19 protein-coding genes are annotated in these 18,504 nt (G+C 62.7%); 18 read left to right on the plus strand and 1 reads right to left on the minus strand.

Translation table 11 applies throughout. The features are described from left to right. Positions 1-153 precede the first annotated feature (153 nt). The 18 genes from HY2_RS16740 to HY2_RS07050 all read left to right on the plus strand — a co-directional run bounded on the left by HY2_RS16740 (position 154) and on the right by HY2_RS07050 (position 17,415). On the plus strand, positions 154-534 hold the full coding sequence (locus HY2_RS16740; protein ID WP_051594814.1) for a phage tail tape measure C-terminal domain-containing protein: 381 nt from the start codon (positions 154-156) through the stop codon (positions 532-534). A 2-nt stretch (positions 535-536) separates the two neighbouring features. Continuing rightward, positions 537-1,148 carry a phage distal tail protein, Rcc01695 family gene (locus HY2_RS06970; RefSeq protein ID WP_034826079.1) on the plus strand — a complete coding sequence of 204 codons (612 nt, stop codon included), beginning with the start codon at positions 537-539 and terminating at the stop codon, positions 1,146-1,148. Between the two features lie 3 nt (positions 1,149-1,151). Further along, positions 1,152-1,799: a DUF2163 domain-containing protein gene (locus HY2_RS06975; RefSeq protein ID WP_051594815.1), complete on the plus strand. Its 648-nt coding sequence runs from the start codon at positions 1,152-1,154 to the stop codon at positions 1,797-1,799. After that, positions 1,796-2,227: an NlpC/P60 family protein gene (locus HY2_RS06980; protein ID WP_034826080.1), complete on the plus strand. Its 432-nt coding sequence runs from the start codon at positions 1,796-1,798 to the stop codon at positions 2,225-2,227. Before HY2_RS06975 ends, HY2_RS06980 begins: the two co-directional genes overlap by 4 nt. Positions 2,228-2,230: 3 nt before the next feature. Further along, entirely contained in the window at positions 2,231-5,860 is a 3,630-nt protein-coding gene (locus tag HY2_RS06985; protein ID WP_034826081.1) for a baseplate multidomain protein megatron, read from the plus strand. Between the two features lie 44 nt (positions 5,861-5,904). Continuing rightward, on the plus strand, positions 5,905-6,783 hold the full coding sequence (locus HY2_RS06990) for a DnaJ C-terminal domain-containing protein (RefSeq protein ID WP_034826082.1): 879 nt from the start codon (positions 5,905-5,907) through the stop codon (positions 6,781-6,783). A gap of 198 nt (positions 6,784-6,981) precedes the next feature. Beyond that, positions 6,982-8,097: a hypothetical protein gene (locus HY2_RS06995; protein WP_146617177.1), complete on the plus strand. Its 1,116-nt coding sequence runs from the start codon at positions 6,982-6,984 to the stop codon at positions 8,095-8,097. Positions 8,098-8,166: 69 nt separating this feature from the next. Continuing rightward, positions 8,167-8,934, plus strand: a complete 768-nt coding sequence (locus HY2_RS07000) for a helix-turn-helix transcriptional regulator (RefSeq protein WP_034826085.1) — start codon at positions 8,167-8,169, stop codon at positions 8,932-8,934. Positions 8,935-9,059: 125 nt separating this feature from the next. Beyond that, positions 9,060-9,662 (plus strand): hypothetical protein, encoded by a 603-nt coding sequence (locus HY2_RS07005; RefSeq protein ID WP_146617178.1) that lies wholly within the window; start codon positions 9,060-9,062, stop codon positions 9,660-9,662. Beyond that, complete coding sequence (locus HY2_RS07010; RefSeq protein ID WP_034826090.1) at positions 9,659-10,321, plus strand: hypothetical protein; 663 nt, start codon at positions 9,659-9,661, stop codon at positions 10,319-10,321. The genes HY2_RS07005 and HY2_RS07010 overlap by 4 nt, the downstream gene beginning before the upstream one ends. 49 nt (positions 10,322-10,370) lie before the next feature. Next, positions 10,371-10,682: a PepSY domain-containing protein gene (locus HY2_RS07015; protein ID WP_051594816.1), complete on the plus strand. Its 312-nt coding sequence runs from the start codon at positions 10,371-10,373 to the stop codon at positions 10,680-10,682. Between the two features lie 36 nt (positions 10,683-10,718). Continuing rightward, positions 10,719-11,402, plus strand: a complete 684-nt coding sequence (locus tag HY2_RS07020; protein ID WP_034826092.1) for a response regulator transcription factor — start codon at positions 10,719-10,721, stop codon at positions 11,400-11,402. A 25-nt stretch (positions 11,403-11,427) separates the two neighbouring features. Further along, positions 11,428-12,861 carry an ATP-binding protein gene (locus HY2_RS07025; RefSeq protein WP_034826094.1) on the plus strand — a complete coding sequence of 478 codons (1,434 nt, stop codon included), beginning with the start codon at positions 11,428-11,430 and terminating at the stop codon, positions 12,859-12,861. Next, a complete protein-coding gene (locus tag HY2_RS07030; protein ID WP_034826096.1) occupies positions 12,858-13,490 on the plus strand; it encodes a tetratricopeptide repeat protein in 633 nt (210 codons plus the stop codon). Before HY2_RS07025 ends, HY2_RS07030 begins: the two co-directional genes overlap by 4 nt. Before the next feature lie 66 nt (positions 13,491-13,556). Beyond that, positions 13,557-14,630, plus strand: a complete 1,074-nt coding sequence (locus HY2_RS07035; protein ID WP_034826098.1) for an acyltransferase family protein — start codon at positions 13,557-13,559, stop codon at positions 14,628-14,630. 57 nt (positions 14,631-14,687) lie between these two features. Continuing rightward, positions 14,688-15,113, plus strand: a complete 426-nt coding sequence (locus tag HY2_RS07040; RefSeq protein ID WP_034826100.1) for a cytochrome c maturation protein CcmE — start codon at positions 14,688-14,690, stop codon at positions 15,111-15,113. Further along, positions 15,110-17,002 (plus strand): heme lyase CcmF/NrfE family subunit, encoded by a 1,893-nt coding sequence (locus HY2_RS07045; RefSeq protein WP_051594817.1) that lies wholly within the window; start codon positions 15,110-15,112, stop codon positions 17,000-17,002. The genes HY2_RS07040 and HY2_RS07045 overlap by 4 nt, the downstream gene beginning before the upstream one ends. Continuing rightward, a complete protein-coding gene (locus tag HY2_RS07050) occupies positions 16,999-17,415 on the plus strand; it encodes a cytochrome c-type biogenesis protein (protein WP_034826102.1) in 417 nt (138 codons plus the stop codon). The genes HY2_RS07045 and HY2_RS07050 overlap by 4 nt, the downstream gene beginning before the upstream one ends. Here HY2_RS07050 and HY2_RS07055 read toward each other — a convergent pair. Then, positions 17,412-17,975, minus strand: coding sequence for a prepilin peptidase (locus tag HY2_RS07055; RefSeq protein WP_051594818.1), 564 nt, complete (start codon positions 17,973-17,975; stop codon positions 17,412-17,414). The two genes, HY2_RS07050 and HY2_RS07055, sit on opposite strands and share 4 nt — an antisense overlap. Positions 17,976-18,504 lie beyond the last annotated feature (529 nt).

Raw genomic sequence — 18,504 nt, forward strand, 5'->3', positions numbered from 1 at the left:
CATCCTTCGACTTCGCTCAGGATGAGTTTGGAAGGGGGCACGATGAGTCGGGAAGCGTAGCAGGATGAGGTCCTGCTTTAGGAGCGCTCATGCTGAGCAAAGTCGAAGCACGGGCGCGGGCTTTCAGGGCTTAGCAGAAGAGAGGAGCATTAGATGATAGACTTCGACAACAATCTCGCCTCGGCAGGGGATGCGCTGCAGGCCTTGGCGGAGGGGCCTGGTATGCAGGCGGCCGAAGCGCTGGAGGCGGCGTTCGGACGTGCCGGGCAGAGCATCGAGACAGCGCTGGGACAGGCTGCGCGCTCTGGCGAGCTGAACTTTGAGCGCATGGCCGAGAGCATTTTACGGGACCTTGCGCGCGTGGCCGCAGAGAGCGTGACGGCGATGGCTGGGCTGAACCAGAGCGCGGGGCAGGCGGTGACGCTGAACATGAACTATGCGCCGGGGACGGAGGAGCCTGCCGGGCGCGAGAGCCAGGGCGCGATGAGTGCGTTGCTGGCGCGGATTGTGGCGGGGGGAGGCCGGTTCCTGTGAGTTTGGCGAATTTTCATGAAGTGAGCTTTCCCGTGCCGCTGGCGCTGGCCGCGACGGGCGGGCCGGAGCGGCGCACGGACGTGGTGACGCTGGCGAGCGGCGGCGAAGCGCGTAATGCGGTGTGGGCCGGATCGCGCAGGCGCTGGGATGTGGGCAGCGCGGCGCTGAAGCTGGACGCGCTGCAGGCGCTGACAGAGTTCTTTGAGGCGCGGCGCGGGCGATTGCATGGTTTTCGCTTTCGGGATGCGATGGATGACCGGTCCTGCGCTGTGGGCGAGGTGCCCTCTGAAGGCGACCAGCGGATCGGTACGGGAGATGGTGCGACAACGGAGTTTCAACTGTTGAAAGCCTATGGCGACTATGCGCGGCATATCGGCAAGCCAGTGGCGGGCACAGTGCTGGTGGCGGTGAACGGCGAGGTAGTGCCCTTCAGTGTGGATGTGACACAGGGCCTTGTGACGCTGGAAAGTGCGCCGCCAAATGGCGCAGGGGTGACGGCGGGGTTCCGGTTTGACTGCGCAGTGCGGTTCGATACCGACCGGCTGGACATCACGTTGGAAGGCTTTGGTGCGGGCAAGGCGCTGCGTGTGCCGCTGGTCGAGCTGGCGGGGTAGGGTATGCGGATCATTGAAGCAGAGTTTGCCGCGCGGCTGGCGAGCGGGGCGGCGACAACGTGCCTCTGCTGGCGGCTGCGCCGGGCGGACGGATTTGAGCTGGCGGTGACGGAACATGACCGGGCGCTTGAGGTGGACGGCGTAACCTATCAGCCGGGCGCGGCGGTGGAAGCGGCGAGCTTTTCCCATTCGGCGGATTTGCGCCCCGGCCATACGGCGACGGGCGGGGCACTGGCGCATGATGCGATCACAGAGGCAGACCTTGCAAGCGGCCTGTGGGATGGGGCGAATGTGGATGTGATCCGTGCGGACTGGGAGCGGCCCGATCTGTTCGTGCACGTCTGGAGCGGTCGACTGAGTGAGGTGTCGCGGGGGGCGGCGGGCTTTGAGGCGGAACTGGTCAGCCTGAAGGCGGAGCTGGAGCGGCCCTTGGGACGTGTCTATGCGCAGGCCTGCGACGCAGTGCTGGGCGATGCGCGCTGCGGCGTGGAGACCGCGGCGTTTCCGGGGCAGACGTGTGATCAGCAATTCGCGACCTGCACAGCCGTGTTTGGCAATGCCGAGAATTTTCGCGGCTTCCCGCATCTGCCGGGGGCGGACTTTGTGCTACTGGGGCCCGCCGCCAGCGGCAATGATGGGGGCAAACGATGAGACGGGCAGAGATTGTACATGCGGCGCGGGGCTGGATTGGCACGCCCTACCGGCATCAGGCGAGTTTGAAGGGCGCGGGCTGTGACTGCCTGGGCCTGGTGCGCGGGCTGTGGCGGGAAATGGTCGGGTCGGAGCCTGAGCGGGTGCCGCCCTATTCACCGGACTGGGCGGAAGTGACCGGAGAAGAGACGCTGCTGACAGCGGCGCGGCGGCATCTGGACGAGGTGGCGCTAGGTGCGGCGCGGGCAGGCGATGTGCTGGTGTTCCGTATGGCAACGGGTGTGCCGGCAAAGCATTGCGGCGTGCTGACGGGGGAGGGCACGCTGGTGCACGCCTATTGGGGGCGGGCTGTGGTGGAGACGCGGCTGGTGCCCTGGTGGCAGAGGCGGGCGGTGGCGGCGTTCGCTTTTCCAGGCGTGGAGGATTAAGGCATGGCGCAGATTGTATTTTCGACAGCAGGCCGGGCGATTGGCCAGCAGGCGCTGCCGCAGGGCTTGAACCTGCTGGGGCGGCAAGTGTCTGGCGGGTCTTTGGGGCGGGCGCTGGGCAATCTGGCGGGGCGGGCGGTGAGCGATTATTTCGCCCCGGCGCAGGAAGGCCCGCGCATCAAGGCCCTGCCCGTAATGGAGGCGCGCGAGGGCGCAGGCGTTCCCTCTGCCTACGGCCGGATGCGGATAGGCGGACAAGTGATCTGGGCGGCGTGCTTTCATGAGACGAAGACGACCCGCCGGGCCAGCAGTAAAGGTGGACCAAAGATGACGGAGTATGACTACTCGGTCAGCTTTGCGGTGGCGCTAGGCGAGGGGCCAGTGCTGGCAGTGCGGCGGGCCTGGGCGAATGGAGAGCCGTTTGACCTGTCCGGTGCGGTGCACCGTGTTTATGGCGGAGACGAGACGCAGGCACCGGACCCGCTGATCGAGATGATCGAGGGCGCGGGCAAGGCACCGGCCTATCGCGGCACGGCCTATATCGTGTTCGAGGATTTGCCGCTGGAGGCGTTCGGTAACCGCCTGCCGCAGCTGTCTTTCGAGGTGGAGCGCGTGCCGCCGGGCGGGGCAGAGGCCGGGCTGGCGGAGACTGTGACGGGCGTAAACATGATCCCTGCATCCGGGGAGTTCGTCTATGCGACAGAGATTGTACGGGAGCGGACAGTACCGGGGCAAGAGCGGGCGCTGAACGCCTGGTCTGGCGAGGCCCGGGCGGATTTTCTGGTAGGGCTGGATCAGATGGAAGCCGCCCTGCCGCGGGCAAAGCATGTGGCGCTGACGGTTGGCTGGTTCGGCACGAATGTGATGGCGGGGGCGTGCGAGATCCATCCCGGTGTGGAGACGCGGCAGCGGTTGACGCGGCCATATGCATGGGAGGTGGCGGGCATTTCCCGCGGCGATGCATATCTGATTTCCCGCGATGCGGAGGGCAATGCCAATTATGGCGGCACACCGGCGGACCGGGCTGTGGTCAGCGCGATCCGCGAGATGGTGGCGCGGGGCATGAAGGTGACGGTGTCGCCCTTCTTGTTCATGGATACGCCGGGCTTTCCCTGGCGCGGGCGGATTGGGGTGAGTGCAGATGGCACGGCGGCGGCGCGTAGCGAGGTCAATGCTTTCGTGAACGGAGCAAATGGCTTTCGCCGTTTTATTCTGCATCATGCACAGCTGGCGGCGGATGCAGGCGGCGTTGAGGCGTTTCTGATTGGCAGCGAAATGCGCGGACTGACGCAGGTGCGCGATGAGGCGGGGGCGTTTCCGTTTGTCGAGGCGCTGGTCTCGCTGGCGGCAGAGGTGAAGGCGCTGTTGCCCGGGGTGAAACTCTCCTATGCGGCGGACTGGACCGAGTATGGCGCCTATGCGGCGGGTGATGGTGGCGGCGATGTGCTGTTCCCGCTGGATGCGCTGTGGGCGAGCAGTAATGTCGATTTTGTCGGGGTGGACTGGTATCCGCCAATGGGTGACTGGCGCGACGGCGAGGCCCATCTGGACGCGCTGGCAGGCTATGGCGCGGCGGATGACCCGGATTATCTGGCGATGCAGATCACGGGCGGCGAGGCGTATGACTGGTATTACGCCAACCCGGCAGACCGGGAGGCGCAGATCCGTACACCCATTACTGATGGAGCTTATGGTGAGCCCTGGATCTATCGGCAGAAGGATATTGCAGGCTGGGCGGGGCACTACCACCATGAGCGGCTGGGCGGTGTGCGGCAGACCACGCCGACGGGCTGGGTGCCGGGGGCAAAGCCGGTGCGCCTGTCCGAAATCGGCTTTGCGGCGGTCGATAAGGGCGGCAATGCGCCGAATGTGTTCTATGACCCTAAAAGCATCGACAGCGCGCTGCCGCCCTATTCTAGTGGAGCGCGGGACGAGGTGTTCCAGCGGCGGGCGCTGGCGACGGTGCTGCCCTATTGGGAGGCGAACCCGCTGGTCGAGGCGGCTTATGTCTGGGCCTGGGACGGGCGGCCCTTTCCGGCCTGGCCACTGCGCGATGATGTGTGGGGCGACGGAGACAATTGGGCGCGCGGGCACTGGCTGAACGGACGCAGCGGCCTGACCACGCTTGCGGCCGTGGTGGCAGATATCTGCGCGCGCGGCGGCGTGAAGGATGTCAGCACAAGTGGTCTCTCCGGTATTCTTGAAGGCTATGCGCTGGAGGGGGTGCATTCGGTACGGGCGGCGCTGGAGGCGCTGCGATCCGCCTACGGATTCGACTGCGTGGAGCGGGATGGCAGGCTGGTGTTCCGCATGACGGGCGATGGCCCCGTCATGGAGGTGGAGACCGCCGCGCTGGTGGAGGGCGGTTTGCGGCGGACACGCAAGCTGCTGGACAAGGCACCCGCGCGGCTGCGTCTGACGCATGTGGACCTTGAGGCGGACTATCAGCCTGGCATGGCGGAGGCGCGGCTGGCAGGCGGTGATCCGCGTCTGGTGCAGGATGTGGAGTTGCCGCTGGCGCTGGGCCGGACACGGGCCGGGGCGATTGCGCGGGCCTTGCTGGAGGCGGCATCAAGCCGGGAGAGCGCAAGCTGCGGCCTGCCGCTGTCCGGGCTGGCGCTGGAGCCGGGGGATGGCGTGCGTGTGGATGGTGGCCCGGTCTGGCGGATTGCCGAGATCAGCGACCGGGGCATGGTGCGCACGCTGACCTGCCGGGAGGATGTCTCCGGCGCGGCGCCTGTGCGGGCGGGAGAGATCGGCACGCTGCCACCGCCTGCGCCTGTCTTTGGCAATGTGGATCTGGTGGTGATCGACGCGCCTGGTATTCCGCAGGCGGACGGGACAGGGCCTCTGGTGGCCGCGTGGGCGGACCCGTGGCCGGGCGAAGTGGTTGTGAAGGCAGGGCTGGAGGCCGGCGCGATGACGGAGCGGGCGCGGCTGACACGGCCCTCTGTGATCGGGCGGCTGACGGCACCGTGCGAGGCCGGGCCGGTCGGGCGATGGGACCGGGCAAACGCGCTGGAACTGGTCTGCCCCGGCGGGGAGTTTGCGAGCCTGCCGGAGCTGCAGGTGCTGGGCGGTGGCAATGCCGCGCTGCTGGAGACGGATCAGGGCTGGGAGCTGATGCAGTTTCAGGAGGCCGTGCTGGTGGGACAGGACACATGGCGGCTGTTGGGCCTGTTGAGGGGGCAACGCGGCAGTGTGCCGGGCGCGGCAGAGGCAGGGGCGCGTCTCGTGCTGCTGGACGGCGCCGTGGTGCAGGCAAGCGTTGGGCCTGAGGAGATCGGCCTGGATCTGATCTGGCAGGCGGCGGGCGATGACGAGGCCGAGATGCTGTCCTTTGAGGACCGGTCGGGGCTGCCTTGGCCCGTAGCGCATCTGAAAGCCCGCGGGGGCGAGCTCAGCTGGACGCGGCGCGGGGCCGACCTGCCGGAAAGCTGGGCCTTGCCTGAAGGGGCAAATAGCGGGAATTTCGCGGTGCAGGCCGATAGCGGAAGCGGTTTTTCTGGCGGAATCACTGTCTCTGAAGCCCATGCAGACGTGCCATCTGGCGCTGTGGCGGCGCGAATTGCGGCGATTGGCGCGGATGGTCGGTACGGCCCATGGGTTTCAATACGCCTCGGGACTTCCTAATTGAGGGCTGATAGAAGATTCTCTAACAGAAGGAATAACCGACCTTGGCTCTTGACCCTTACAAGGTGCTCGGCGTGGACCGCAAAGCCAGCGAGGCCGAGATCAAGAAGGCCTACCGGCAGAAGGCGAAAGCCCTGCACCCCGATTTGCACCCGGATGACAACAAGAAAGCGGAAGAGTTCAAGCGCGTCTCCCAAGCCTGGGATATTCTGGGCGACAAGGAAAAGCGCGCGAAATTCGACCGCGGCGAGATTGATGGCGACGGCAACCCGGCCGGCTTTGGCGGCGGCGGTGGTGGCTTCCCTGGTGGATCGCCCAATGGCGGGTTCCGTTGGGAATCGCGTGGTGGTGACCCGTTTGGCGGCGCGCAGGGGGACCCGTTCGAGGATATCCTGTCCGGCATGTTTGGCGGACGCGGACGGCGCAATGCCGGCCCGATGAAGGGTCGCGATGTGCGTTATCGCGTTTCCATTGATTTCGCAGATGCCGTGACCGGTGCACGGCGCCGCATGACCATGGCCGATGGCACGGCGCTGGATGTGAACATTCCGGCCGGCATCGAGAGCGGCCAGACGCTGCGCCTGAAAAGTCAGGGCCAGCAATCCCCGAATGGCGGTCCACCCGGAGATGCGATGCTGGAGGTTGAAGTCAAACCCAGTAAAGTGTGGGAGCGGGACGGCAAGGATATTCGCATGAGCGTGCCGGTCAGCCTGAAAGTGGCTGTGCTGGGCGGCAGTGTGGATGTGAAGACGCCTTCCGGCACGGTGACGCTGAAAGTGCCTGCGGGCTCCAATACCGGCTCTCAGCTGCGCCTGCGCGGCAAGGGGGTGCAATCCACCCCGCCCGGCAATCTTTATGCGCGGCTGGAGATCGTGCTGGATGACCCCAAGGATGAAAGCCTCAAGAAATGGGCGGAGGGGTAGTAACCAACTGCCTCTCCCGACCTTTCTACAGGAAATTTACCGAACAACGTTGACATGAGCGCCCCGGCTTTGGCCTAAGGTTAGGTGAGTGATCTGCAGCCAGCCATGCAGATTGCAGGGCGTTATGGTGTAGAGTTGAAGAGGCAGGCGATGGCAGGACGCGCGCGGAGAAAGATTTTTTCCAGAGGCAGACTGGCCATGGCGGGCCTTGCCATCACCGCCCTGGCCGGATGTACGCATCCGAACCGGCCGATTGCCCCGATTGCGTCTGACACGCTGGTCTATTCCGAGGCGCTGTCGACAGCGCGCGAGACGCAGTTGCTGCTGAATATTGTTCGTTTAAGGTATAATGATCCTGTCAGTTTCGTGGATGCCGAGCGCATCACCACCACAGACAACACCCAGGTGAATGGCGGGCTGTCTTCTGCGATCGCTCTCAGCGGGCAGGACCTGGACCAGGTGCTGAACGGCAATGTCGGCACCAATATGAGCAGCCAGCCAACGATTGCCTATTCGGCGCTGCGCGGGTCTGACTATGCCCAGCAAGTATTGCAGCCGCTGCCGCCGGCGACGATCTTCCTGATGAGCCAGTCGGGCTGGAGCGTGGAGCGGCTGATGCTGTGCTGTGTATCCCGCATCGGGGACCTGGAAAATGCGCGCGCGGCTGCTGGGCCGCCACCGCCGGTGATGCCGGACAATGCGCGTTTTCGCGAACTCGCCAGCCTGATGAGTTCCCTGCAGGAGCGGGGCGATCTGTTCGTGCAGGTAATTGACCCGGATCAGAGCGATGAGAACAGTGACGGCAAACCACGCGTGATCCTGAAATGGCGGCGCACGTCTGATCTGGGCCAGCAACTGGCGGATTTCTTCCGCCGGTACTGGGTGTCTGATGTCAGCGTGATTTCCGGCGACCGTTACATTACCGAGATTTCCACGCGCGGGAATTCGCTTGGGGACTATGCCGCACGCGGACGGTCTGTGCTTGGGGTGATGTCTGCACTCTCGCAATCTGTACATGTTCCGGAAGAGCACAAGCAGATTGCCCGGTCTGCCCTGCCGGTGGATGCTCAGTCGACAGACCCCTGCCGGGCCCCTGGTGGATGGCATGACATCAATGGCGGCCTGTTTGCCGTGCAGTCTTCCAAAGAAAAGCCGGCAAGTGCCACGATTGCTGTGCAATATCGGGACTATTGGTTCTACATTGATGACCGATGCCATGACGCCAAGGCGACACTGAATCTTCTGGATCATTTGTACGCCTTGCAGGCGGGCATCTCTTCTGATGCCACGACCTTGTTGCTGCTTGGGGGCTGATGCAAGCGGGCTTGTATCCTGACAGGCACTCAACTAGCATACGAAATTGTTCCGGTTTGGAGGGTGAGTGTGCGTGATGCCATCGACAAGATTTTTGCCGCAACAACGGCGCCTGAAATCTACGTGGCGACAAATGCTGCGCTTGCTGATTTAGGCCTTACAAGGACCTATTATCTGGGGCCGATCAGTAATGACCGCACACGCGGCCGCAACCTGTTGAGCTTTGGTTTCTCAAGTGAATGGGAAATAAGCTATCGTGAAGGGTTTCGGTCTGTCGACCCGATCCCTGGCGCAACGGCCTTGCAGCCTGGCCCGCTATTCTGGCATCACCTGCCGCCCGGTCTGTCTCTGCGCCCTGAGGAGCAGGCCTATCTGGACAAGTTGCAGGACTGGGACATGAGTCAGGGCATCTGTACGCTTGTGTTTGGTCCGCACAGCCGTGTGGCCATGATCGGGGCCAGCATGTCACCGGGCGATGACAGCATCGACTCTGTAGACGTCAATGGCTTCCATGTGATCGCCATGGCCTCCTTTGCCGCCTATTACCGGAAGGTCGGCATGAAGAGTGAAAAGATGCTGAGCTTTTCGACCCGCGAGCTGGATGTGCTGTACTGGATGGCGCAAGGGCTCAGCAATATCGGGATTGCAAAAGAGCTGAACCTCAGCCCTGAAGCCGTGGCGAGTTGTACCAAGCAGCTTATGTCGAAGATGAACGTCTTTGATCGGACGGCTGCCGTGATGAGAGGCGTTCAACTGGGCTATGTCATCGTGTCGGATGATGTTTCCCGCCGGGTGGACAGCTCGACCGGCCTTGATGTGGCCGAGCCGGGCCGATAGGGAGCCTGCTTGCTCTGTTTCAGCCGCAACAGGTTTCTGGCACCAATGCCCCCCAAGGGGGATGAAGGCGGGGGAACGCGCCACTAGGGTTTCTCATCAGTTCATTTCTTCGAGGAATATTCCGGATGAGACTCTTGCTTTTGTTGCCTGTGGCCATGCTGGTTGCGTGTGGGGAGACCAAAACCGCCGCAAATGATGATCCGTGCGCACAGGTCTCCGCCATGATGGAAGGTCGCCAGGAAAGCCCGCCCTTCAAAAGCCTGACGGGCGAGCAGGCCATGATGGGAGAAACGCCACTGCCGGATAGCTGGGAGTCCAGGCAATCCACGCTGGGCGGGGCGTGCAGGGTAAACGCCATGCGCGGTTTCTTTGGCGGTGACACCTCAATCTACACCTATTCCTGCACGATGTTTGAAGCCGGCACCACGGATGAGGAAGCCGACGGCAAACTGGCCGAAGCGGCCTATCAGAAAGCGGTCAACCAGATCACAACCTGCCTGGGCGATGGCTGGACAGCTGAGATCGAGACCGAAAGCTCTGATCACCCGGTCTATCACAAGACGACCTTCGAGCCGGTGGAGCCGGAAGAGCAGACCGGCGATTTCAGAGCCTATCCGCTATATGTGGAAAAGAGCTTCACGCCCTTCTTCGGCCGCACGCGGGGCACCACGCCCGGCTGGAAAGTGACAGTGCAGGCCCAGAAGCAGGTGGAAGGAACAGGCGAATGAGCCGGGATGTTCGCAATGTGAAAGCGCTGGCCATGGGCGGGATGGTGGCGGTGACGCTGCTGGCCGTCCGGCCAGGTGCGGCCCATGCCGATTGCGCCGAGGTGAAGCAAGTGGTCAGCCGTCTGGAGCAGGAGCGCCCGCTGACGGCGGAGTATCCGTTGCCTATTGGCTGGCACGCACGTGACCTGGCGCTCACGGGGGATGAGGTTCTGGACGGCTTTGATTCCTGCCGCCTGGAGGATGACCGTCTTTCAGACAATAAAAGCATCCGCAGCCAGGTGACGACGGATTATGTCTGCGTGATCCGCGAGATGCCGGAAGAGCCGGAGGATGCCGAGATCATGATGGCGGATGCCACGGCATTCGACGCGAAGGTGACGTCCGTCATGACGTGGCTGGCGCCCTGTCTGCAGACGGATATGGCCTATGAAATGGATGACCGGTCGACCAGTGTGAACATGCGCTTCATCAAGCCCCGGCCAGAGGGTAGCGGCCTTGGTTATTTCGATGTGCCGCAGGTCCACATCACCATGGGCCAGGAAGGCAGCGTCCGCGATTTCAACCACCCGAAGGCGGGATTCAACATGCCGAGGCCGATGCGTGTTGTGCGGATGACAATTTCCAGCCCGGCCTGGTACCTGAAGCCTGAACAAAACTGACTGCCAGCGTTCACTTAACATTCAGAGCTAACTGCCTATACGGCAGGGTATGAAACGGCTCTTTGCTCTCTGTTTGACTATCGGTCTGGCCCTGACGCCTCCGGCGATGGCGCAGGACTGGAAGAATTCCTGGTCCCCCGGCCAGGCACGCGACTCTGTGCGCGAAGGTAAAACCGTGCCGCTGAGCCAGATATTCCAGAGCCTGAAGCGCCAATATGGTGGCTATCAGCTGGGCGCGGACCTGTTCGACCGGGGTGGCAACCCGCAATACCGCATTGACTGGATGACCGGGGATGGCCGCAAGATGCGCTTTATTGTCGACGCCCGCACGGGCCGCATCCTTGACCGGCAAGGCGCTTGACCCGACATTACCCCGAGATTTGTAAAGGACGTTCCAATGCGTATCCTGGTAGTTGAAGATGATGCAGACCTGCGCCGCCAGCTGGCGGATGTGCTGTCGCAGTCCGGCTATGCCGTGGACCTGGCGGCAGATGGCGAGGACGGCCACTTCCTGGGTGATACAGAGCCCTATGACGCCGTGATCCTGGACCTTGGCCTGCCCAAGATGGACGGGGTGAGCGTTCTGAAGAAATGGCGCGCCGATGGCAAATCCTTCCCCGTGCTGATCCTGACCGCGCGTGATTCGTGGAGCGAGAAGGTGGCAGGCTTTGATGCCGGCGCGGATGATTACCTGACCAAGCCGTTCATCACAGAGGAATTGCTGGCCCGTCTGCGCGCGTTGCTGCGCCGGGCGGCAGGCCATTCCGCGGCGACGCTGGAGGCTGGCAAGCTGGTGGTCGACACACGTGCCGCCCGCGCCAGTGTGAATGGCGAGCCTGTGAAGCTGACGGCGCATGAATATCGCGTGTTGTCTTACCTGATGCACCATATGGGCCGCGTTGTGCCGCGCACGGAACTGGTCGAGCATATTTATGATCAAGATTTTGATCGCGACTCCAACACGATCGAGGTGTTCATCGGACGCCTGCGCCGCAAGATTGGCCAGGACCGTATCCAGACCGAGCGCGGCCTCGGCTATCGCCTGGTGGTGCCTGACATCGAAGCCCGCGTTGCGGGATAGGGCGCCGAGGCGCTAAAGCGGACGGATGAGCGACAGCGCCCCTTCCAAACCGACCCTGCTGGACCGCTGGACGCGCCTGTCCCTGGCGCGGCGTATAATGCTGGCCGCTGCGGTGTGGGGGCTAGTCGTGCTGGTCGGGGGGGCGATTGCGCTGTCGGCGGTCTACCGCGCGCAGACACTGACCCTGCTGGAAGAAGACCTTGAGCAGACACTGATTGCCCTGACGCGGGAGATGACCCGTGAAGAGGCCTTCCTGCCCGATGGCCGGGTGACGGATACGGGCCGGGAATTCTTCGCTGGCGATGTGCGTTTCCGCACGCAATATTCCGGGCGCTATTGGTCCATCGTCGGCGTGAACGAGGACGGCCAGATCGTCGGTGACATGCGCTCCAAAAGCTTATGGGACGAGCCCGTGCCGATCCGCCAGAGGCAATTGGAGCGCACGCTCGCCTCTCCCGGTACGACTCAGTTTGGCGACTATCGTTTCAGCGGCCCGGCGGGCCAGCGTGTACGGGTGGCTTCCCGCGCGATCCTTATTGCTCAGCGCCCGACGCCGCTTGTGCTGATCACCGCCGCTGACCGTGCGCCGAATGATGAGGCGGCAGAACGCTTCCGCAGTCTGCTGCTGTTCACCATGATCGCGCTGTTCGGCGGCGTGTTTGCGGCCATGGTGGCGGGCATTCGCTATTCCCTGCGGCCGCTGCAGAAGATTGGCCATGACATTGCCGAAGTGCGCGAGGGCACGCGGCAGAAACTGTCAGAGGATTACCCCTCCGAAGTGCGCCCGCTGGCCGATGAGCTGAACAAGCTGATCGACCATAACCGGCAGGTGGTGGAGCGGGCGCGAACGCATGTCGGTAACCTTGCCCATGCCCTGAAAACACCGCTGGCCGTGCTGCGCAATGAAGCGACAGGCGGCACCCAGCTGGATGATGTCGTGCGCCGCCAGAGCGAAGCGATGCAGACCAATGTTGAGCATTATCTGAAGCGTGCCCGTGTCGCCGCGCGGGCCGAGGCGCTGGGCGCGCGGACCGAGATCCGCCCTGTTGTGGATGGCCTTGCGCGGATGCTGAACCGCCTGTTTGACCGCAAGGGCGTCAACGTGTCCGTTGACGGCGGGGCGAATGCCGTGTTCCGGGGAGAGCAACAGGATCTGGAAGAGATGGTCGGCAATCTGATGGAAAACGCCTGCAAATGGGCGCGCAGCGAAGTTCTGGTGCGCGTACGCAATGATGCAGAGGCGTTGGTCATCGAGGTGGAAGATGATGGTCCGGGCCTGACGCCGGAGGAGCGCGAAGGCGCCCTGAAGCGCGGCGTGAGACTGGATGAGACCACACCCGGAACGGGGCTGGGCCTGTCCATTGTGAATGAACTGGCAGAGCTGCACCGGGGAAGCCTGGAACTGGGCGATGCCGGTCTGGGCGGCCTGAGCGCCGTATTGAGGTTTCCGAAGAGATGACACGTCTGAACTGGATCATCGCCGCCATCTGTGTGGCCCTTGGCATTGGCGGCTATCTGCTGATCGGTAAGCCCGGCATGGCGGATCAGCCCATGGTAGAGCGTCAGGCGGGGCTGATGAAGAAAATCAGCGATCACCCCGAACAGCTGACGCCTGCGGAAACCCTGTCGCGTCTGGAAGCGACGGTGAAAGAACGCCCGGACGACCCGCAACCGCATTTCTTCATTGGCGAGATTCTGCGCGCGCAGGGGCGTACCTCAGATGCTGCGCGTGCCTATCAGTCTGCCCTGCGGCGCGACAAGGATTTCGTGCCGGCCCTGGTGGCGCTGGGCAATACGCTGGTGGAGCTGAACAATGGCGCCGTCAGCCCGGAAGCGACGCGCCTGTTCGCCAAGGCCTATGAGCTGGACGAGACGCAGGTGCGCGCCGGCATGTGGGCCGCCATGGGCGCCGCGCAGGCGGGTGATCAGGAAAAGGCCGAGCAGGCCATGCGCTATATCTATTCCCGCCTGCCGGAAGATGACCCGCGCCGCGACCGCTTCCGCGCCATGATCGATGCCATCGGCCAGGACGGCGACGCTGCCCCGCCTGCTGCAGCCCCCGAAACGCCTGAACCGCAACAGGAATAGCTGCTACTGGTATAGCTTTTGCAGGTGTCTGTCGCAGCGACATGAACCAGCAAAGCGAGCCTTGTGATGGCCTTGGAGAAACGCCCTCTTCTACCGGCGCTTGATGGCCTTCGGGCCATGGCGGCGATGATTGTGCTGTTGTCCCATTATAGCAATGAGACGGCTTTCCTGCGCTTCTATGCAGGGATTGGTGCAGGCCAGTTGGGTGTAATCCTGTTCTTCGCGCTGTCTGGTTTCCTGATGTGCTATGTCACTGAAGGCGTGGAGCCGAGTTGGAAGAATATCCTGAATTTCTGGCAGAGGCGCCTGGCGCGTGTCTTGCCGCTGTTCATTTTTGTCGTGCTGGCATCATACTTTCTTGGAAAGCAGACTTTGGCAGGCGAGAGCCTGAAAGTGCTGGACGTGAATGACGGCAATCTGCTGCGCCATCTGTTCCTGATGGACGGCGTTTCGGTGCTGTGGACCATTCCGGTCGAGATCTGTTTCTACGTCGTCTACCCGGCGATCTGGTATCTGCGCGCGCGGCTGAGGAATGACACGCTGATGGTAATCGGCCTGTTGGTGGCTTTCCTTGTCTGGAATGCGGTGCGCGCGCCTGTTTGGGCGATGCTGGGCGTGAATCTGAAATTCCTGGAGATCGTGCTGAACGGGCACATCTTCCTGTTGGGCATTCTGGCTTATCTGGCGTTCCGGCTGGTTCGGCCGATGAAGCTGAATTATCTGTGGCTGGCGCTGATGGCGATGCTGCCGCTGGTCTTCCCGCACTTTGCCGAGGAGGTTTACGGACGCGCCGTTGACCCGTGGGCAGATCCGGTGATCTTCCTGCTGACGCCGATGCTGCTGTTTGCAACAGTCCGTTCCAACTGGGCGGAATATGTGCTGGGCAATCCGGTGCTGCGCTATCTGGGTAACATTTCCTATTCGATCTATCTGACGCACTGGTTTGTGCTGCGCTACATGCAGCGCTTCTACGAGCTGACGAAAAGCCCGGTGAATCTGGCAATTCTGCTGGTTCTTGTCGTGGCATTGGCCTCAGTCACCTATTTCCTGATCGAGAAACCGAGCCGGAAATATCTCAATCAGGCCTGGGGCAGGGTCTTTGACCGCAAGCCGCCCAAGGATAAGATTGCAGTTCGCTGACAAAAGGTTGCATCTGCCGCACTCCCAAAAGGGTGCGGTGCAGCCTATAAGGGCCCCATGCGAGCACGTACACGGCGACTCTATACATTCGGCATTGCGGCCCTGTTGCTGGCAGCAGCAGCGGCGCTGGCATTCTTTGCCCTGCGCGAGAATGCGAATTTGTTCTATACACCGGAGATCCTAGCCGAGAAGGGCACGCCCGTGCACGGCAAGGAAGTGAAAGTCGGCGGCTGGGTAGAGCCCGGATCGCTGACCTATTCCGAGGATGGCGCAACGATGATCTTCACGGTCATCGACAACAGCCCGAATACGATCACCGTCAGCTATACCGGCATTGCGCCGGACTTGTTCCGCGAAGGCCAGGGCGTCGTCGCGACAGGCACATTCCAGACCGATGGCAGCTTCACGGCGCGCCAGATTCTGGCCAAGCATGACGAGAATTACCAACCGCGGGAACTGAAACCGCTGGAAGCGGCCGGATGATCGAACTCGGCCATCTGGCGGCCTTCCTGTCTCTGGCGATGGCGCTGGCGCAGGGGATTTACGGCCTTATGGGGCAGCGACGCGTAGCAGGCTGGGCGGCGTTGGTTGCGTTCGGCCTGATGCTGGTATCGTTCCTGACGCTGATCCTGGCCTTTGTGCGGTCTGACTTTTCTGTCGCGCTGGTGGCGCAGCATTCCCACACGCTGAAGCCGATGCTGTACAAGATCTCCGGCGCGTGGGGGAACCATGAGGGCTCCATGGCGCTGTGGTGCCTTGTGACGCTGGGCTTTGGCGCTGCGGGGGCGCTGTGGATGAAAACGGGGCGCGACAAGCTTGAAGCGCGCACGCTGGGCATTCAGGGCCTGCTGGCTGTTGGCGCGATGGGCTATCTGCTGTTCGCCTCCTCTCCTTTTCTGCGCCTGGACCCGGCCCCGTTTCAGGGCGCGGGGCTTAACCCCCTGCTGCAGGACCCGGCGCTGAGTTTTCATCCGCCGATGCTGTATCTTGGCTATGTCGGTTATTCCTTCGTCTTTGCGTTGGCCGCCGCCGGCATGATGGAAAGCCGTATTGATGCGGTCTGGGCCCGCGAGGCGCGGCGTTGGTCTCTGGCGGCGTTTGTACCGCTGACCATTGGCATCGCGCTCGGCTCCTACTGGGCATATTACGAGCTTGGCTGGGGCGGCTGGTGGTTCTGGGACCCGGTGGAGAATGCCTCTCTGATGCCGTGGCTGATCGGGGCGGCGCTGCTCCATTCCGTCATCGTGACGGAGAAGCGCGAAGGCTTTGCCGCCTGGACCGCGCTGCTGGCTGTACTGGCCTTTCTGTTCTCGATCATGGGCGCGTTCCTTGTCCGCTCCGGTGTGTTGACCTCGGTCCACGCCTTTGCAGTTGACCCGGAACGGGGGGCGATCCTGCTGTTTGGACTTGTCCTGTATGGCGGGTTTGCGCTGATCCTGTTTGCGCTGCGGGCCTACAAGCTGTCCGGCGGCAAACCCTGGGTGCTGCTCAGCCGCGAAGGCGCGCTGATGGCGAACAATATTGTGCTGATCGTGGCGACGCTGACCGTATTGCTGGGCACGTTATTCCCGCTGATGGCGGAAGCGGCCGGGAAGACGATCTCTGTTGGCGAGCCCTATTTCCGGCTGACCTTTACGCCGATGCTGGCCGTGCTGCTGGCCATCCTGCCCGTGGTGCAGGCCTGGGCCTGGGGCAAGGCGGATCTGAGCAACTGGATGAAATGGGCGGCAGGCGGGATTGCGCTGGTGCTGGTGTTCATGGCGCTGGGCGTGGGCATCTGGAGCATCTCGCTGGGCGCAGCCTTTGGCCTGGCGCTGGGCGTGTGGCTGGTGTTTGGCGCGCTGTATGAACTCTCGCGCCGGGCGGTTACCGTGAAGCGCGTGTTCAAGATGCCGCCGCGCGTCTGGGGCATGACGTTGGCGCATGTCGGCCTCGGCCTGTTCGTGATCGGCGCTGTGGTGGAGACCACCGGCCGCTATGAAACGACGGTCGCGCTTGCCGAGGGCGGTACGGGAAATGCTGCTGGCTGGACGCTGACGCTGGACGAGGTGCGCGCGATTGAAGGGCCGAACTGGTATGCCGACCGCGCGGTGCTGACAGCGGTGAAGGGCGGCACGAAAGCCGTGCTGGCCCCGATGAAGCGCTATTACCCCGCCGCGCAAATGCCGACGACGGAAACGGCGATCCACAAGACGGGCACAGGCGATCTCTATATGGCGCTGGGCGAACAGCGCATTGTGGATGGCGAGCCGCGCTGGGTGTTCCGGGTCTATTTCAATCCGCTGATTGACCTTGTCTATTTCGGCGTCATCCTGATGGCGATTGGCGGCGGCTTTTGCATGTGGCCACGCAAGAGGAAGAAGACGGCATGAGGTTTCTGGTTATCCTGCTGGCTTCTGTCCTCATGATGGGCGCAGCCCATGCCGAGGATGTGGAGCTGGACAATCCCAAGCAGGAAGCCCGCGCTCAGGCTTTGATGCGCGAGCTGCGCTGTGTGGCCTGTGAGAATGAGCCGATCTCGCAATCCTCCGCGCCGATTGCCGAAGACATGCGCGCCCGTGTGCGCGTGATGATCGAGGGCGGTGCGAGCGATACCGAAGTGCGCGACTGGTTCGAGGACCGGTATGGCGAGTTCGTGCTATTCCGTCCCAAGAGCGATAGCCTCTCTGGATGGGTGCTGTGGGGCACGCCTTTTATCTTGCTGGTGTTTGCCGCCCTGATCGGCCTGGCCGTCGCGCGATCGCGCAAGGCACCGATTGAGCCGATAAAACCTGAAGATATCTAGTAGAGCCCAGCTGGCAGGAGATAATCCGCGCCTAGCCAGACGATCCAGCCGCCAAGGGCGATAAAGGGCCCGAAGGCGATTGCGCTGGTGCTGTCAAAACGGCGCTTGCCTGTCAGCGACAGAATGCCGACGGAAAGCAATCCGCACACAGAGGCGACGAGCATGATGGGGGCAAGGCCTGCCCAGCCGGTCCACATGCCGAGCGCGCCGAGCAGCTTCGCATCGCCCCTGCCAAGGCCGTCGCGCCCGCGCATCCGGCGATAGGTGATCTCCACCATCACCAGAAGCGTATAGCCGGCAAAGGCGCCGATCAGATGATGCGGCCAGGCATCAGGCCGTGTCTGCCACACCATCAGTGCACCCAGGGCGAAGACCGCAAGATTTAGCGGATCGGGCAGGGTCAGCGTGCGCATGTCAAGCACGCTAAGTGCAACCAGCAGGGCGCCGAGGACAAGGCTGAACCAGAGCAGGATACCTGAAGGCGCGAAGGCAACTGCCGTAACCGCGACGAGGGCGAGCATGGCCAGGCTGGTCAGCAGAAGGGGCGTTTTGCGGCTCAAATGGAAGGCCTTTCAGAGGGGTCCAGTCCATGACAGGCAAACAGTGCGCCGGAACAGAAAGCAAGCGTTTGTGGGTGTTGGTATGCCGGCGTCGCTATCCTGTACCTTCCGTCAGCTGGGTGGGGACGACGCTTGACGTATGGCAAGGCCCTCTGGCGAATGTCCTGGCAGAGGACGGGTGCCAGAAGGTGGCAAAAGCCGCAAAGCCCGCAATGCGGGCCTTAGCGACGCCGGCAACTCTTTCATGGGCTGGAATGCATCCCCGCTGAGCGAACAAAGCTGTATTCTGGTGTAGATACACCAGTGAGCCCATCGCCCGTTCCCAACCCAAGAAACTTGTTCTTGGGGCATGATGCTTTGCGATAATCAATATTACAAGATTTTTTTAAGTTAGAAGGCGAAGTATATTTTTGATGTATGTTAAATTCTCCTGACAGGGGAAAGGCGGCTGATCTGTTAAGGCGTAAAGGGACCTGATATGGCTTTTGCGTTCACATTCCTGAGAGCAGATGGTCCAGTCAGTGCCCCT

This window comes from Hyphomonas pacifica (assembly GCF_000682675.1).
Classification (GTDB): Bacteria; Pseudomonadota; Alphaproteobacteria; order Caulobacterales; family Hyphomonadaceae; genus Hyphomonas; species Hyphomonas pacifica.

Excerpts from the sequence above, each read along its gene's own strand:
- HY2_RS16740 (WP_051594814.1), top strand. The coding sequence starts at position 154 with ATGATAGACTTCGACAACAATCTCGCCTCGGCAGGGGATGCGCTGCAG.
- HY2_RS06975 (WP_051594815.1), top strand. The coding sequence starts at position 1,152 with ATGCGGATCATTGAAGCAGAGTTTGCCGCGCGGCTGGCGAGCGGGGCG.
- HY2_RS06980 (WP_034826080.1), top strand. The coding sequence starts at position 1,796 with ATGAGACGGGCAGAGATTGTACATGCGGCGCGGGGCTGGATTGGCACG.
- HY2_RS06985 (WP_034826081.1), top strand. The coding sequence starts at position 2,231 with ATGGCGCAGATTGTATTTTCGACAGCAGGCCGGGCGATTGGCCAGCAG.
- HY2_RS06995 (WP_146617177.1), top strand. The coding sequence starts at position 6,982 with ATGGCGGGCCTTGCCATCACCGCCCTGGCCGGATGTACGCATCCGAAC.
- HY2_RS07005 (WP_146617178.1), top strand. The coding sequence starts at position 9,060 with ATGAGACTCTTGCTTTTGTTGCCTGTGGCCATGCTGGTTGCGTGTGGG.
- HY2_RS07010 (WP_034826090.1), top strand. The coding sequence starts at position 9,659 with ATGAGCCGGGATGTTCGCAATGTGAAAGCGCTGGCCATGGGCGGGATG.
- HY2_RS07015 (WP_051594816.1), top strand. The coding sequence starts at position 10,371 with ATGAAACGGCTCTTTGCTCTCTGTTTGACTATCGGTCTGGCCCTGACG.
- HY2_RS07020 (WP_034826092.1), top strand. The coding sequence starts at position 10,719 with ATGCGTATCCTGGTAGTTGAAGATGATGCAGACCTGCGCCGCCAGCTG.
- HY2_RS07025 (WP_034826094.1), top strand. The coding sequence starts at position 11,428 with ATGAGCGACAGCGCCCCTTCCAAACCGACCCTGCTGGACCGCTGGACG.
- HY2_RS07030 (WP_034826096.1), top strand. The coding sequence starts at position 12,858 with ATGACACGTCTGAACTGGATCATCGCCGCCATCTGTGTGGCCCTTGGC.
- HY2_RS07035 (WP_034826098.1), top strand. The coding sequence starts at position 13,557 with ATGGCCTTGGAGAAACGCCCTCTTCTACCGGCGCTTGATGGCCTTCGG.
- HY2_RS07040 (WP_034826100.1), top strand. The coding sequence starts at position 14,688 with ATGCGAGCACGTACACGGCGACTCTATACATTCGGCATTGCGGCCCTG.
- HY2_RS07045 (WP_051594817.1), top strand. The coding sequence starts at position 15,110 with ATGATCGAACTCGGCCATCTGGCGGCCTTCCTGTCTCTGGCGATGGCG.
- HY2_RS07050 (WP_034826102.1), top strand. The coding sequence starts at position 16,999 with ATGAGGTTTCTGGTTATCCTGCTGGCTTCTGTCCTCATGATGGGCGCA.